The following is a 14,338-nucleotide window of genomic DNA, read 5'->3' as shown; positions in this document are numbered from 1 at the left end:
GTTTCTCCTATGCCGAGTGAGTGGATTAATCATTGCCCTCAAACCAGGGCTTGCGTGCGGTCATTATGAGGTCCGCCGCTTTCTCCTCGGTCATATCCTCAATGTCCATCAGGTCGTCAATGGATTGCTCGGCAAGATCTTCCATCGTACAAATACCTTTGCTGGCCAATACCAGCGCCAGATGTTTTTCCATGCCCTCCATTTCCAGCAGATCTTCTGCTGGCTGCGACTGTTCGAGCTTCTCTTCCGAGGCCAGAGCCCGGGTCAGTAGCACGTCTTTGGCGCGAGTACGGAGTTCATTAATCATGTCTTCATCCAGCTCTTCAATGTCCAGCATCTCGTCAATCGGGATGTAGGCAATTTCTTCCAGCGTGGTGAAGCCTTCTTCAACCAGCAACACCGCAAAATCTTCTTCGATGTCGAGAGTGTTAATAAAGTTATCAATATATGCCGACGCTTCCTGATCCTGCTTCGCAGCAGCATCTTCGATGGTCATGACATTGATTGTCCAGCCCGTCAGCTCGGATGCCAGGCGGACGTTTTGTCCACCACGCCCGATGGCCTGAGCCAGATTGTCGCTTTCTACCGCCACATCCATGGTGTTGGTTTCTTCATCCATGACAATGGATGCAACGTCTGCCGGAGCCATGGCATTGATAACCAGCTGTGCCGGGTTGTCATCCCAGAGCACGATATCAATCCGTTCGCTACCACCCAGTTCGTTGGTAACAGCCTGTACACGTGCTCCGCGCATACCAACACAGGCACCGACCGGATCTATACGCTTGTCATTGGTTTTGACAGCAATTTTGGCACGAGAACCGGGGTCACGCGAAGCCCCTTTGATTTCAATCACCTCTTCGGCGATTTCAGGTACTTCAATACGGAACAGCTCGATCAGCATCTCTGAAATGGTGCGACTCAACATCAATTGAGGGCCACGGTTTTCAGGGCGAACCGCATTCAGGATGGCGCGGACACGATCCCCCATGCGCATGATTTCCCGACCGATCAGCTGATCTTTGGGCAGCAAGCCTTCAGCGTTGTTGCCAAGATCAACGATAACATTGTCGCGAGTAACCTTTTTGACGGTACCGTTAACAATCTCGCCAACACGATCCTGATACTGCTCAACAATCTGGGCACGCTCAGCTTCACGTACTTTCTGAACAATAATTTGCTTGGCGGCCTGCGCAGCAATACGACCAAAATCCGGATTTTCAACCTTGACTTCGTAGGTGTCGCCGGGCTGGAGATTGGTGTCGATGTCATGCGCTTCCTGCAAGGTCAATTCATCTCCCAGACCCGGCACCACATCATTGCTAACAACCAGCCAGCTACGATAAGTATCGTAGTCACCAGTCTTGCGATCAATATCAACCCGAATGATCGCTTCTTCATCTTCGTAGCGTTTCTTCGCGGCGGCGGCCAGTGCCGATTCAATGGCCTCAAAAATAACGTCTCGCGATACGCCTTTTTCGTTGGAAACCGCTTCCGCGACCAGGAGAATTTCTTTACTCATCTTCCAGCCTCGCTGCTATGCAACCTTAGTTATCAAAATTGGGAACAATATGAGCCTTTTCTATCAGCTCGACAGGTAACAGGTATTCATGATTATCAACCAACAGCACAATATCCTGTTCCTCGATACCCTGAAGACGCCCCTTGAATTTGCGGCGTCCATCAAAGGGCATACGCAAACGCAGTTCGATTTCTTCACCGACTGATTGCACGTACTGATCCATGGTGAACAATGGACGATCCATACCAGGGGAAGAGACTTCCAGGGTGTAATCCTGAGAAATCGGATCTTCTACATCCAGTACGCTACCGATCTGACGGCTGACATCCGCACAATGGTCGACTGTAATGCCGTCTGCATGGTCAATGTACACCCGCAACAGCGTATGGCGCCCCTGAGCGACCAGCTCAAGACCCCAGAAGACAAACCCCATTGATTCAACAACAGGAGCCAACATTTCCAGCAAGCGGGCATCACGAGCCAATATTTTTTACCTCTCAGAAACAAAAACTGGGCACCTAGTGCCCAGCCCGATGTTGTTGCCTGATGACCAGACAACAGATCTGCCAAATCTTTACACCGAACGTTATCTATCATCCGGTATTCGTCACAAATCGGTGTTTGACTGTGACGACAGCTACTAAAAAGCCCCTGACATGAGGGGCTTTAGGGCAGCTTGAGTCGACTTATTATAGGGCGTTTCGACCGTAAAAGCGAACGACATCGCTTTTACTCAAGCTGGATTGGTGCGGATAGCGAGACTCGAACTCGCACGAGCATTGCTCACCACCCCCTCAAGATGGCGTGTCTACCAATTCCACCACATCCGCATCAAAGACTTGCCAGAGGATCAACCAGTCGTGTTATTCGACGCTTGGTTGATCACTCGCAGATGCATCCAATTCCGGTGCATCCACAGCAGGCGCGTATTCTTCCACAAGTGGGGTATCTTTCTCAAGCTTTTCAATCACTTCCTGGGCAGGAATACCTATATTCGATATTTTTTCGGCATTTTGCTTGGCATAAAGCCCCAATCCCAAGCTGGTAACAAAAAAAGCTGCCGCCAGATACGCCGTTGTATGGCTGAGGAAGTTACCGGAGCCGCCACTGCCAAAGACAGTTTGTGATGCACCAGCACCAAATGAAGCACCGGCGTCTGCACCCTTGCCTTGCTGTAACATCACAAAACCAACGATACCAAGAGCCAACAGGATGTGAACAATGAGAATGATAGATTCCATACTTTCCTAAGCCGTGCAAATTTTCAGAAATTGGTCAGCATCCAGTGAGGCACCGCCCACCAGACCACCATCGATATCAGGTTGAGAAAACAATTCTCCGGCGTTGTCTGCTTTTACGCTACCGCCATAGAGAATTTGAGTTGTGGCAGCCAGGCTGGCATCGCGCCCTGCCAACTGCTCACGTATAAACAAGTGTATTGCCTGGGCTTGTGCCGGAGTTGCCGTTTCACCGGTGCCTATCGCCCAAACCGGCTCATAGGCCACGATCACGGACTGCCATTCAGCATCACTCAAGGATGCCAGCAACAGTGACAGCTGTGTGCCAACCACCTGCTCGGCATTACCCGCCTGCCGTTCGGACAGTGTTTCGCCAACACAAACGATCGCTTTCATGCCGGCAGCCAGTACTCGACGGGTTTTCTCCAAGACCAGCGTATCAGTTTCGGCATACAGGGCACGACGCTCGGAATGACCGACAATAACGTAGCGGCAACCCATGTCTGCCAACATGCCGACCGACACTTCACCGGTGAAGGCACCTGCTTCTTCACTGGCACAATTTTGCGCGCCGACCTGAACCTGACTGTGTTCAAGTCCGGCGACCACCTGACCCAGATACGGAAACGGCGGACAAACCACCAGATCGCGCTCCGGTGCATTCACTGCGGCAACAGCATCAAGCCATGCAGCCGTTGTGTCGCTCGCAGCGTTCATTTTCCAGTTACCGGCAATCATCAAGCGACGCACAGGACACTCCCAAATTCAAAGAGCGCAGATACTATCCAAGAAGTGCCTGCGAAACAAGCCGAAGCGCATATTCACAAAGGATACACTCACTTCGACCACCTGTATTCCAACCATTTCAGATGTCCAGTTCTGCTTCGACGACATCTGCCAACTGTCTGGCCAGTGTTTGCGCCAATACTTCTGCCTCTGCTTCAATCATCACTCGCACCACGGGTTCTGTCCCGGAGGGGCGCAGCAACACCCGGCCTCGTCCTGCCAGAGTGGATTCGGCATCCATCACAGCATGACGGATAACATCCGATGTCTGAATATCTACCTCCCGGCGGCGGGGCACATTAATCATCACCTGAGGCATTTTAGCCATGCGCTTGTGCCAGTCATGCAACGAAGTGCCTGTTTCCATCAGCGCGGTCAATACCTGCAGGGCAGCAACAATGCCGTCCCCAGTGGTCTGAACATCCAGCGCCAGCAAATGCCCGGAAGATTCCCCCCCAAGACGCCAGCCATGCTCATCCAGTTTCTGCATCACATAACGGTCACCGACTCTGGCTCGCACAAAAGGAATATCCAGCTCCTGCATCGCCAGCTCCAGCCCCATATTACTCATCAGGGTTCCGACCACCCCTCCCTGCAAACGACCGGATTGCTGTGCATAAGCCGCCATGATGTACAACAACTGGTCACCATCAACCAGTTCACCACGATGATCAACCATAACCACCCGGTCACCATCCCCATCAAACGCGATACCCAGATCAGCACTTTCTTCCAGCACCTTGCACCGCAATCGTTCCGGTTCAGTGGAGCCAGTTTCACGATTAATATTAAATCCGTCGGGCTGATTCCCCAACACCACAATATCAGCTCCCAGCTCGGAAAACACCGCAGGTGCGATCGCATAGGTAGCGCCATGTGCGCAATCCAGCACAATCTTCAAACCGCGCAAATTCAACGAACTGGCCGTTCCTTTACAGAACTCGGTATAACGGCCAGCGGCATCGTTGATCCGGACAGCCTTACCTAGCTGCTGTGATTCCACACAGACCATGGGTTGCTGCAGATAATGCTCAATGGCACCTTCCGTCTCATCAGGCAGTTTTTGCCCAACGCCAGAGAAAAACTTGATGCCGTTATCGTAATAAGGGTTATGGGAAGCACTGATAACAATGCCAGCCTGGGCACGAAAAGTTCGGGTCAGATAGGCAATCCCCGGGGTTGGAATCGGCCCCAGCAAGGCAATATCCACCCCCGCCGCCGACAGCCCGGCTTCGAGCGCCGACTCAAACATATAGCCAGAAATACGGGTATCCTTGCCTATCAGGATTTTGCTTTTTCCTTGCCGAGAAAAGACCTTGCCAGCGGCCCAGCCGAGCCGCATGACAAAATCAGGAGTAATTGGTGACTCACCCACCCGGCCGCGGATACCATCGGTACCAAAATATTGTCTAGCCATGACGCACCCCCAGAGTTGCCGCTACTACCTGCATTGCCTCTACGGTCTCCCGTACATCGTGTACGCGTAAAATGCGCGCACCCTTCATGGCACAAATCACAGCTCCGGCAACACTGCCGATCATGCGCTGATCCGGCTCCGTCACACCGGTTACTTCTGCAATCATACGTTTCCGAGACAGGCCCGCTAACAATGGCAAGCCTAACCGGCTCAGCCGCTGCAGATGACACATCAACTCATAGTTATGGTCACAGGTTTTACCAAAACCAAAACCCGGATCAATCAGCAATTGGCTTTTATCTATTCCGGCTGCGACGCAGGCGGCAATGCGTTGTTCAAGAAAATGGCAGACTTCATCCACCACGGACTCATAGCAAGGGGCTTGCTGCATGGAATCGGGCTGCCCCTGCATATGCATCAGACACACAGGCAACCTGCTGGCTGCCGCCGCTTCGATAGCACCATGACGACTCAGTGCCCGCACATCATTGATCATATGGGCACCCGCCGTGGCGGATTCCGTGATCACCGCTGCGGTGCTGGTATCAACCGAAATCACCACATCCAGCTCTCTGGCTATCGCCTCAACGACCGGCACGACACGATCCAGCTCTTCCGCCGTAGACACCGGATCAGCCCCTGGGCGGGTAGACTCTCCGCCAACATCGATTATCCCGGCACCTTCAAGAACCAGTCGCTCGGCCTGACGCAAAGCGGCATCCAGGCTGTTATAACAGCCACCATCAGAAAATGAATCCGGCGTTGTATTCACAATCCCCATCACCACCGGGCGAACCAGAGACAGTTGGCGTTTACCACATTGAAGAATCACTGCATTTTTATCCGTTCAGATATAGTGGAGAAACATCCTGTTTTCCACACACTTGTCACCGAACCGGCGTATCCACCCCGGCCATCGCATTATCAGGCTGAATAATCAGCAAACATTATTGGCAATACCCAGAAACGGAAAGAGCGGCCATTGCCGCTCCTTGCCAAGCCTCACAGAGATGGTCAGCGATCGCTGACTGACTCTCCTTCGGCATCATCCTTTGGATCCTTTGCCATATCGCGACTTTCTTCGCTGGCAGGTGCGGATGGACCCGATGAGTTACGATCATCCCAGGACTTCGGTGGGCTAGGCTTGTGCCCGGCCATGATTTCACTGATTTGATCAGCATCAATCGTCTCGTATTCCATCAAGGCGTCTTTCATCAATTCAAGCTTGTCCCGATGCTCTTCCAGGATAGCCGCCGAACGCTTGTAGCATGTATCCAGCAAATCCTTGATTTCAGCATCGATAACCCGGGCCGTTTCATCAGACAAGTGCGACAACTGGCCACCACCACCTGAACCCAGATAACCTTGCTGTTCTTCCTCGGTATACAGCTGTGCGCCGAGTTTCTCGGACAGACCCCACTTGGTGACATAATTACGCGCATACTTGGTCGCGCGCTCAATATCATTGGAAGCGCCAGTCGTCACGCCATCCTTGCCCAGTGTCATCTCTTCAGCAATACGGCCGCCATAGAGCGAGCAGATATTACTTTCAATACCTCGCTTGCTGATCGAATGTCGATCTTCCTCTGGCAAGAACATGGTGACACCCAATGCTCGTCCGCGAGGAATAATGGAAACCTTGTAAACCGGGTCATGCTCCGGCATCAGGCGTCCGACAATGGCATGACCAGCTTCATGATAGGCTGTATTGGTTTTTTCTTTCTCCGACATCACCATGGTCTTGCGTTCAGCACCCATAAGGATTTTGTCCTTGGCCTGCTCGAACTCTTCCATGGTGACGCGATTACTGTTGGCGCGTGCAGCAAACAAGGCTGCCTCGTTTACCAGGTTGGCCAGATCCGCACCTGAAAATCCAGGTGTACCACGGGCAATCAAGGAAGCGTTGACGTTGTCAGCCACCGGTACTTTGCGCATGTGTACTTTGAGGATCTGCTCACGCCCCCGGATATCTGGCAAACCAACCACCACCTGGCGGTCAAAACGACCAGGACGCAGCAATGCAGGGTCCAGCACATCCGGACGGTTGGTTGCAGCAATAACGATAATACCGTCATTGACCTCAAAACCATCCATCTCAACCAGCAGCTGGTTCAGAGTCTGTTCACGCTCATCATTACCACCACCAATGCCAACGCCACGGGAGCGGCCAACGGCATCGATTTCGTCAATAAAGATAATGCAAGGAGCCTGCTTCTTGGCCTGATCAAACATATCCCGTACACGGGATGCACCAACACCAACAAACATTTCGACAAAATCAGAACCGGAAATCGAAAAGAACGGCACCTTGGCTTCACCAGCAATGGCTTTCGCCAGCAGGGTTTTACCTGTACCGGGTTGACCCACCATCAACACACCACGGGGAATCTTGCCTCCCAGCCGTTGGTATTTGCCTGGATCACGTAAAAACTCAACCAGTTCTTTGACGTCTTCCTTGGCTTCGTCGCAACCGGCGACATCTTCAAAAGTCGTCTTGATCTGATCTTCGCTCAGCAATTTGGCTTTGCTTTTACCGAAGGCCATCGGGCCGCCCCGACCAGAACCTCCACCTTGCATCTGCCGCATAAAAAACATGAATACCGCCAGAATGATCAGGATTGGCAAGGATGCCAGCAGCAGCTGGGTAAAGAAGCCTTGTTTCTCTGGCTTCTCACCCACTACCTTCACTTGATTATTCAGCAGGGTATCCATCAGCTTATCGTCGTACGCTGGCAGCACGGTTTCAAACGATTCACCATTGCTGCTGATGCCAGTAATGTTCTGACCCGCGATGGTGACGCGTTCAACCTGGCCGCTTTCAACAGCAGTGATAAATTCTGAATACGACAGTTCGTTACCACGTCCGACGTTCTGGAAGTTGTTAAACACCATCATCAGGACCGCAGCAATCACTGCCCACAGTACGAAATTCTTTGCCATGGGTGGCACTACCTCTCTATTACAGGCTTATGACGCCTTGATTCTTCTTAGCTTAGCAAGCATCTACTAGCCACGGAAACCTTTCGCAACAATATAGACTTCCCGAGACCGTGGCCTGGATGCCTTGGGCTTGCGAATCAGCACTTTGTCAAAGGATGAACGAAGATCTTTGAGGTAATCATCATACCCTTCTCCCTGAAATACCTTGGCAACAAAATTGCCGCCACGGCTCAACACTTGCCGCGCCATATCCAGCGCCAGCTCAACCAGATACATCGCACCGGGCTGATCAATCGAACTTACCCCACTCATGTTGGGGGCCATATCTGAAATTACAAGGCTCACCGGGTTGGAGCCAATGCGTTCCATCAACACATTAAATACTGATTCTTCAGTAAAATCGCCCTGAATAAAGTCAACACCGGCTATCGCATCCATAGATAAAATATCAGAGGCAATCACCACACCCCGCTCTCCCACCCGCTGCACCACCACCTGTGACCAACCACCCGGAGCCGATCCCAGATCGATCACCGTCATGCCGGGGCGAATCAGCTGGTCTTTTTCATCCAGCTCTATCAGTTTATAGCTGGCACGGGTTCGATAACCATCCTGCTGTGCTTTCTGGACATAAAAATCATCCACATGTTCCTTTAACCAGCCTGCACTGGATTTCGATCGCGCCATAGGGGTTTGCCTTCCGGTCAGATATACTCTTGCATCATGCCCTGCTTGTCAGGGGCCCCGCTACCGGGGCAAACCATTTTAACACTCTCATCCGAGGGCCGGACAAACAAATGCCGCTCACCAACGAACAAAAAAAAGCGTATCGCGCTATTGGACACAACCTGAACCCGATTGTTACCGTCGCCAGCAATGGCCTGAGCGAGAACGTACTCGATGAACTCAATCGGGCACTGGACGACCATGAACTGATCAAAATCAAGATTTCGGTCGGTGACAGGGATCTGAAAAAAGAAGTAATCGCCGAGCTGTTAAAGCTTAGTAAAGCCATACTGGTACAGCAAATCGGCAATACCGCCTTGCTGTTACGCCGTAACCCACGCGCCAAAATCAATTTGTCCAACCTGCAGCGTGGCGACCACAAACTGTAAATATCAAGGCTCCACTTCACACCCCGACCGAGACAAATGCTCACAGCACCGATCGGGGTGCAATCATGACCCAGACAACCCCCAGCACACACAGGGCATGCATCAACATCATCTGCAGCTTCCACCAGGGCATCAGGCCAAAATACGCCAATGACAACAGCAGCATAGCCAGCAGTATCTGGGTCATCCTTGATTGGGGGTGTAAAACACCATCAAACACAGCCAGAGCAATCATCAATAGCGCCACAGCGATACCCACCAGTATCATGCCATGCATTACCACCAAGCCATGCTGTGGAAAATACCCTTGCTGTCCCAGCAGCGGCCGCACCAACCAGGTACAGATCCAGAGACCACCCAACCAGACTGTCCGCAGCAACATCAAATAATCCCGAACCACAAGAAGCCCCCATCAGACTGACTGGATTAATTCCCTTGTACTCACATGATCGATCACAGCAAAAAACGCCAGAGGAAAAACATTCGTGAAAATCTGGCATATAAATCCAATCTGTCGATAATAAGATAAAAACAAGGTAATCCTACATGACAGATATCCTGATCACAGGCACCGGCCTGTACACACCCAATGACAGCATCAGCAACGAGGAGTTGGTAAGTGCTTATAACACCTGGGCAGAGCAGCACAACCAACGTAATGCCGACGCCATTACCGCAGGCCAAGCCACCGAAGCTCCTCTCTCCAGTGCCGCCTTTATTGAAAAAGCCTCCGGCATCCAACATCGTTACACCATGCACAAACAAGGGATGCTGGACCCATCACGTATGCGGCCAACCTTTACAGCCACCCAGCCAGGAGAACCACCAGAGGCTGTTATTATGGGCATGGCAGCCGCTCGCGATGCCTTGGCTGCCGCCAAGCTGCAAGCCGCTGATATCGACCTGCTGATCGTCGCCTGCACAAACCACCAACGCGCTTACCCTTCCATCGCTGTAGAAATCCAGCACAGACTTGGCTGCTCAGGTTACGCCTACGACATGGGCATTGCCTGCTCATCGGCTACCTTTGGGCTGATTAGCGCTTACAACGCCCTCAAAGCAGGAACTGCCAAACGTGCATTATTGGTAAACCCGGAATTTGTAACACCTCAGGTCGATCTGACTTCACGTGACAGCCACTTTATTTTTGGTGATGTCGCCACCGCCGCCGTTCTCGAACCGGCTGATGCGGCCCACCCCAAATCCGGCTTCAAAATTCTCGACACCCAACAACTCACATCTTTTTCCGACAACATTCGCTGTGATGGCAACTACACCGACCACTGTCAGGATGCCCTGCCGGAGAGCCGACCCTACTTCAAACAGGAAGGTCGCAAGGTATTCAAGGAATTGCTGCCACTGGTAACCGACCTGATTGAAAACCAACTGACGCACAATCACCTGCAAGCCAGCGAACTGAAACGGATGTGGTTACACCAGGCCAATATCAATATGAACCTGTTTGCAGCCAAAAAGCTGCTTGGTCGACTCCCGGAACCACATGAAGCTCCAATTGTACTGGATGAGTTTGCCAATACCGCCTCTGCCGGTTCAGTTATTGCTTTTCACCGCCATCATGATGATTTTAACCCGGGCGACAAAGGGCTGATTTGCTCCTTCGGGGCAGGCTACTCCATTGGCAGCCTGTTGATTGAGAAATGCTGACACCACACCCCATACCCAAAACACGTCAGCGCAGATGTAAACACCAACTAACAGGAATTGACTCATGTCTTCACAAGAAGAAGTTGATTGTCATTATTTCCTTTATTTCAAGTAACCTTCATTAGCGTTAAACAAAACGCTGTGTCATCTTACCCGGCACTTTGAAGAACATGCCATAACAACGAGGAAGCGTGCATGACTCGCCAACATTCTTACGATCGCGAAGCCCTTTTAGCTTGCGGTCACGGTCAACTTTTTGGTGAAGGGAACGCCCGTTTGCCATTGCCTAACATGCTGATGATGGACCGCATAACCAACATCAGCAACGAAGGCGGACATTATGGCAAAGGTGAAATTGTTGCCGAATTGGATATTGACCCATCCCTGTGGTTTTTCGACTGTCATTTTGAAACAGACCCGGTTATGCCTGGCTGCCTTGGCCTGGACGCCATGTGGCAACTGGTTGGATTTTATCTGGGATGGCGTGGCAACCCGGGCCGGGGACGCGCACTGGGTAGCGGTGAGGTTAAATTTCGTGGCCAAGTACTGCCAACCGCCAAAAAAGTGACCTATCGCATCAGCATCAAACGTGTGATGGAACAAAAACTGGTCATGGGTATTGCGGATGCCAGCATGGAAGTAGATGGTCGCGAAATTTATACCGCCAAAGACCTGCGTGTTGGGCTGTTCACATCTACAGAGAATTTCTGAGGCTCGCCACAAGACTGATTCCACACCACGGTACGCCGTGGTGACAAACATACATCAGTACTAATAACAGATATCCTTAGCAACACTCCACGGCAAAGTCGCACACAGCAAGGGCATTCGATTAACACTCTTGGCTGCTTTAATTGCCCGATTAAACGTATCACCACCAGGTAATTGAACCTGACGTATAATCCAGCGTTGCTGATCAGCACGCAATTTCTCCCAGGCAATAAAAGCGTACCGGAACAGATTTCTGTATAAGCCGCGTTCATTTGGCGCTATGTGCATCAGCTGATCCAAGCGCATCTGAATGCGTTCTGCTGGAGCGTTATAGGCAATTTCTGCGGATAAAGCCGACAAGGGGTAATAAGGCCAATCCGGTCGGATTTCTGCGGCCCTACCCCAATAAGCCGCCGACTGCATCAACATCTCGCTACGTGCTTCATCACTCAGCAGCACTCCCTGTCGATGCAAAAAAGAACCTTTTGCTTCATAAATATCAGGAATACCCACGATATCCAGCTGCTCTGCAGTATCGAGCCAGCCATTACTTCCAGAGGCTGATACCTCCGCACGCTCCCCAATCAGTACAAGAGAATGTACAAACGATAAATAAATGCAGGCAACAACAACGGGAAGGGCTAAAAGCCAAAAGAAACGTCCGAACACACCCAGCCACGCGGGTGCGTTCGCAGTAGCAACCGCCCTGGAATCAGGACGGTTTATCATCAGCGGTGTAACCATAGGCATCGTAATAACCAGCGTAGTAGCCATAGCCACTGTAACGAGCTTCCTTGTTTACATCCAACTGATTCAGCAACACACCAAAGATACGAGCGTTTGAATCGTCCAGCTTGCTCAGACTTCCTTTCACCCATTTATCCTTGGTCGCATCCGCTTTCACAACGTACACCACACCATCAACCAGCGTTGAAAGATACAATGCATCGCTGACCAGGCGCATAGGCGCCGTATCGATAATGATACGATCATAACGGCCACGCAAGGTGTTCAGTAATTGCTCAAAATTACGAGAGCTTAGCAGTTCCAGCGGGTTTGGAGGAATCGGTCCTGACGGAATAACATCAATACTCAAATCTTCCAAGTGATGAATACATTCATCCAGTGCATCCGGATACGCCACCGCATTCGACAGACCTTTACTGTTATGAGGCAAGCCCAATTTCTTCGCCAGAGTGGGGCGGCGCATGTCAGCATCGATCAGCAAGGTTTTTTCCATCTGACCATAAGCTTCAGCCAAGTTGGCAGAAGTGGTCGTTTTCCCTTCACCAGGCACCGACGATGTTAACAGCACCACCTTGGCTGAATGCTCCAGACCAGCCAGCGTCAAACTGGTACGCAACGTCCGTACCGACTCCGAAAAACCATGCAAGGCATCATCAGAGAACGCCCGCACCAAGCGTCCATCTTCAAACCCCAGTTTCTTCAGTACAGAGTCTTCAATCATAGGTAGCATACCCAATAACGGCATACCCAATTTACGCTCCACGTCTTCAGCATTTTTGAGAGTGGCATCCAATGCGTCCAACAACAATGCCAGCCCAACTCCGAACATCAAACTGACAACGAATGTCAAAATGACCATTAGTTTCTTGTTTGGTTTAATTGGTACTTCTGGCACAACTGCCGGATCTGAAATACGGGCGTTGGCGGTTTGCAAATCACCGGTTTCCGTGGTCTCACGTATACGATTAAAAAATGTTTCGTACATGGTCCGGTTGGCAGTCACTTCACGAGTATATTCATTCAAGGTGAATTCTGTACGATTCAAATTACGCACCTCCTTGATTTTATCTGCCAATGCGCGTTCCAAAGCCGCTTCCTTGACTTTGGCCGACATATACTCCTTTTCAATACCTGTGGCAATTCGCTTCATTTGTGTTGCCATCGAATCACGCACGGCATCCAGGTCAGACTGCGCGGCAATCATTTTGGGGTGTTTGGTACCATAACGCTTGGAAAGCTCAGATACTTTTAATTCCGCCTGGGTTTCATTTGCCCGCAACGTAACCACCAAGGGGTTACTCAGAATCACTGGCAAGCTACTCAAACTGTCGTAACTGCGATCGGTCAGGGAATTCACCTGCTGATAAATAGTTTCAGCCTCCAATCGCTTGGAACTGGCATCTACCAACCGCTTTGTGATTTCATCCAACTGCTTGGACACCAAGGTATCCACGCCAGCTACATCAATCAGACCATTGGCTTCACGATACTCTTGCAACTTGTGTTCAGAGCCTTCCAAGCGTTCTTTTAACCCGCCCAAACGCTCCGATAACCAAACCGCCGCCTGCTGAGTCATACCCACACGGGCTTCCATTTGCGACTGGATATAGGCATTCGCCATTGCATCCGCCGCTACTTGTGCCAGCTTGGGATTACGATTTTGAACCGATATTTTTACCAGTTGGGTTTTACCCAATGGAATAACGGAAACTGCATGCCAAAAATTATTAACAGTAGCGGTAAGAACCTTGGCTTCAGTAGGAGGCTCACGTTCTTCCTCTCCAAAGAGATAATCCTTGATTGAGAAAGATTTTTTATTCGCAGGGTGAAAAGGATTAAATTCCGGTGTTTCTACAAGGTTTAATTCAAGCACCACTCGTTTGGCCAGTTCCCGAGACTTCAGAATCTCAAACTGAGTCTGATAATATTCAGATGACTGACCATTCAGGCCATACACCTCTTCAATCGATAGAATCTTGGCTTCTTCTGCCTCAATCAATAATGTGGTAGTGGCTTTATATATCGGTGTTATCGACATCACCACCAAAGCGGCAATAACAGTCGCCACAGCACTGAGAGCAATAATTTTGGTTAAATGGCGACGTAATACATGCCAATAATACATCAGATCAATAACTTCGACTGACTGGGAAGCTGAAGCGCCAAATCCCTGTGTCCTTTCATTCATATTCATAAG

14 protein-coding genes and 1 tRNA gene are annotated in these 14,338 nt (G+C 50.8%); 3 read left to right on the top strand and 12 right to left on the bottom strand.

The genetic code is table 11. The annotated features are described in order from the left end of the window. Positions 1-25 precede the first annotated feature (25 nt). From nusA to rlmE, 9 genes are all read right to left on the bottom strand, one after another. Positions 26-1,522 (bottom strand): transcription termination factor NusA, encoded by a 1,497-nt coding sequence (gene nusA / locus Q8W22_RS03725; protein WP_303431832.1) that lies wholly within the window; start codon positions 1,520-1,522, stop codon positions 26-28. A 25-nt stretch (positions 1,523-1,547) separates the two neighbouring features. Beyond that, positions 1,548-2,009, bottom strand: a complete 462-nt coding sequence (rimP, locus tag Q8W22_RS03720) for a ribosome maturation factor RimP (RefSeq protein WP_303431909.1) — start codon at positions 2,007-2,009, stop codon at positions 1,548-1,550. Positions 2,010-2,266: 257 nt separating this feature from the next. After that, a tRNA-Leu gene (locus tag Q8W22_RS03715) sits at positions 2,267-2,352 on the bottom strand. 33 nt (positions 2,353-2,385) lie between these two features. Then, positions 2,386-2,763: a preprotein translocase subunit SecG gene (gene secG, locus Q8W22_RS03710; protein WP_303431831.1), complete on the bottom strand. Its 378-nt coding sequence runs from the start codon at positions 2,761-2,763 to the stop codon at positions 2,386-2,388. 6 nt (positions 2,764-2,769) lie between these two features. Next, on the bottom strand, positions 2,770-3,510 hold the full coding sequence (gene tpiA / locus Q8W22_RS03705; protein ID WP_303431830.1) for a triose-phosphate isomerase: 741 nt from the start codon (positions 3,508-3,510) through the stop codon (positions 2,770-2,772). Between the two features lie 115 nt (positions 3,511-3,625). Beyond that, positions 3,626-4,963 carry a phosphoglucosamine mutase gene (glmM, locus tag Q8W22_RS03700; RefSeq protein WP_305451645.1) on the bottom strand — a complete coding sequence of 446 codons (1,338 nt, stop codon included), beginning with the start codon at positions 4,961-4,963 and terminating at the stop codon, positions 3,626-3,628. Further along, a complete protein-coding gene (gene folP, locus Q8W22_RS03695; protein ID WP_305451644.1) occupies positions 4,956-5,795 on the bottom strand; it encodes a dihydropteroate synthase in 840 nt (279 codons plus the stop codon). Before folP ends, glmM begins: the two co-directional genes overlap by 8 nt. A gap of 182 nt (positions 5,796-5,977) precedes the next feature. Further along, positions 5,978-7,903, bottom strand: a complete 1,926-nt coding sequence (gene ftsH / locus Q8W22_RS03690; protein ID WP_303431827.1) for an ATP-dependent zinc metalloprotease FtsH — start codon at positions 7,901-7,903, stop codon at positions 5,978-5,980. A gap of 66 nt (positions 7,904-7,969) precedes the next feature. Continuing rightward, positions 7,970-8,590: a 23S rRNA (uridine(2552)-2'-O)-methyltransferase RlmE gene (rlmE, locus tag Q8W22_RS03685; RefSeq protein ID WP_303431826.1), complete on the bottom strand. Its 621-nt coding sequence runs from the start codon at positions 8,588-8,590 to the stop codon at positions 7,970-7,972. Between the two features lie 110 nt (positions 8,591-8,700). Here rlmE and Q8W22_RS03680 point away from each other — a divergent pair, with 110 nt between their 5' ends. Further along, positions 8,701-9,018: a YhbY family RNA-binding protein gene (locus Q8W22_RS03680; protein ID WP_303431825.1), complete on the top strand. Its 318-nt coding sequence runs from the start codon at positions 8,701-8,703 to the stop codon at positions 9,016-9,018. A 40-nt stretch (positions 9,019-9,058) separates the two neighbouring features. On the opposite strand, the gene Q8W22_RS03675 is transcribed toward Q8W22_RS03680, so the two are convergent. Continuing rightward, entirely contained in the window at positions 9,059-9,400 is a 342-nt protein-coding gene (locus tag Q8W22_RS03675; protein WP_305413965.1) for a hypothetical protein, read from the bottom strand. A 164-nt stretch (positions 9,401-9,564) separates the two neighbouring features. Here Q8W22_RS03675 and Q8W22_RS03670 point away from each other — a divergent pair, with 164 nt between their 5' ends. Together Q8W22_RS03670 and fabA are read left to right on the top strand one after the other, a co-directional pair. Further along, positions 9,565-10,683 (top strand): beta-ketoacyl-ACP synthase III, encoded by a 1,119-nt coding sequence (locus tag Q8W22_RS03670; RefSeq protein ID WP_305413963.1) that lies wholly within the window; start codon positions 9,565-9,567, stop codon positions 10,681-10,683. Positions 10,684-10,878: 195 nt separating this feature from the next. Further along, entirely contained in the window at positions 10,879-11,394 is a 516-nt protein-coding gene (fabA, locus tag Q8W22_RS03665; protein WP_303431822.1) for a 3-hydroxyacyl-[acyl-carrier-protein] dehydratase FabA, read from the top strand. A gap of 60 nt (positions 11,395-11,454) precedes the next feature. Here the strand turns inward: fabA and Q8W22_RS03660 are convergent, their stop codons facing one another. After that, on the bottom strand, positions 11,455-12,144 hold the full coding sequence (locus Q8W22_RS03660; protein ID WP_305451643.1) for a hypothetical protein: 690 nt from the start codon (positions 12,142-12,144) through the stop codon (positions 11,455-11,457). Further along, positions 12,107-14,335 (bottom strand): polysaccharide biosynthesis tyrosine autokinase, encoded by a 2,229-nt coding sequence (locus Q8W22_RS03655; RefSeq protein ID WP_305451642.1) that lies wholly within the window; start codon positions 14,333-14,335, stop codon positions 12,107-12,109. Before Q8W22_RS03655 ends, Q8W22_RS03660 begins: the two co-directional genes overlap by 38 nt. Between the last annotated feature and the right edge of the window lie 3 nt (positions 14,336-14,338).

It is taken from the genome of Oceanobacter sp. 1_MG-2023 (assembly GCF_030689025.1).
GTDB lineage: Bacteria > Pseudomonadota > Gammaproteobacteria > Pseudomonadales > Oceanobacteraceae > Oceanobacter.
Note: the sequence above shows the minus strand (reverse complement) of the source record. Positions and strands in the feature narration are given on the sequence as shown.

Coding starts and splice junctions, on each gene's coding strand:
- ftsH (WP_303431827.1), bottom strand. CDS start 7,903: ATGGCAAAGAATTTCGTACTGTGGGCAGTGATTGCTGCGGTCCTGATG.
- Q8W22_RS03655 (WP_305451642.1), bottom strand. CDS start 14,335: ATGAATATGAATGAAAGGACACAGGGATTTGGCGCTTCAGCTTCCCAG.
- rlmE (WP_303431826.1), bottom strand. CDS start 8,590: ATGGCGCGATCGAAATCCAGTGCAGGCTGGTTAAAGGAACATGTGGAT.
- Q8W22_RS03680 (WP_303431825.1), top strand. CDS start 8,701: ATGCCGCTCACCAACGAACAAAAAAAAGCGTATCGCGCTATTGGACAC.
- Q8W22_RS03660 (WP_305451643.1), bottom strand. CDS start 12,144: ATGCCTATGGTTACACCGCTGATGATAAACCGTCCTGATTCCAGGGCG.
- nusA (WP_303431832.1), bottom strand. CDS start 1,522: ATGAGTAAAGAAATTCTCCTGGTCGCGGAAGCGGTTTCCAACGAAAAA.
- glmM (WP_305451645.1), bottom strand. CDS start 4,963: ATGGCTAGACAATATTTTGGTACCGATGGTATCCGCGGCCGGGTGGGT.
- Q8W22_RS03675 (WP_305413965.1), bottom strand. CDS start 9,400: ATGTTGCTGCGGACAGTCTGGTTGGGTGGTCTCTGGATCTGTACCTGG.
- secG (WP_303431831.1), bottom strand. CDS start 2,763: ATGGAATCTATCATTCTCATTGTTCACATCCTGTTGGCTCTTGGTATC.
- fabA (WP_303431822.1), top strand. CDS start 10,879: ATGACTCGCCAACATTCTTACGATCGCGAAGCCCTTTTAGCTTGCGGT.
- Q8W22_RS03670 (WP_305413963.1), top strand. CDS start 9,565: ATGACAGATATCCTGATCACAGGCACCGGCCTGTACACACCCAATGAC.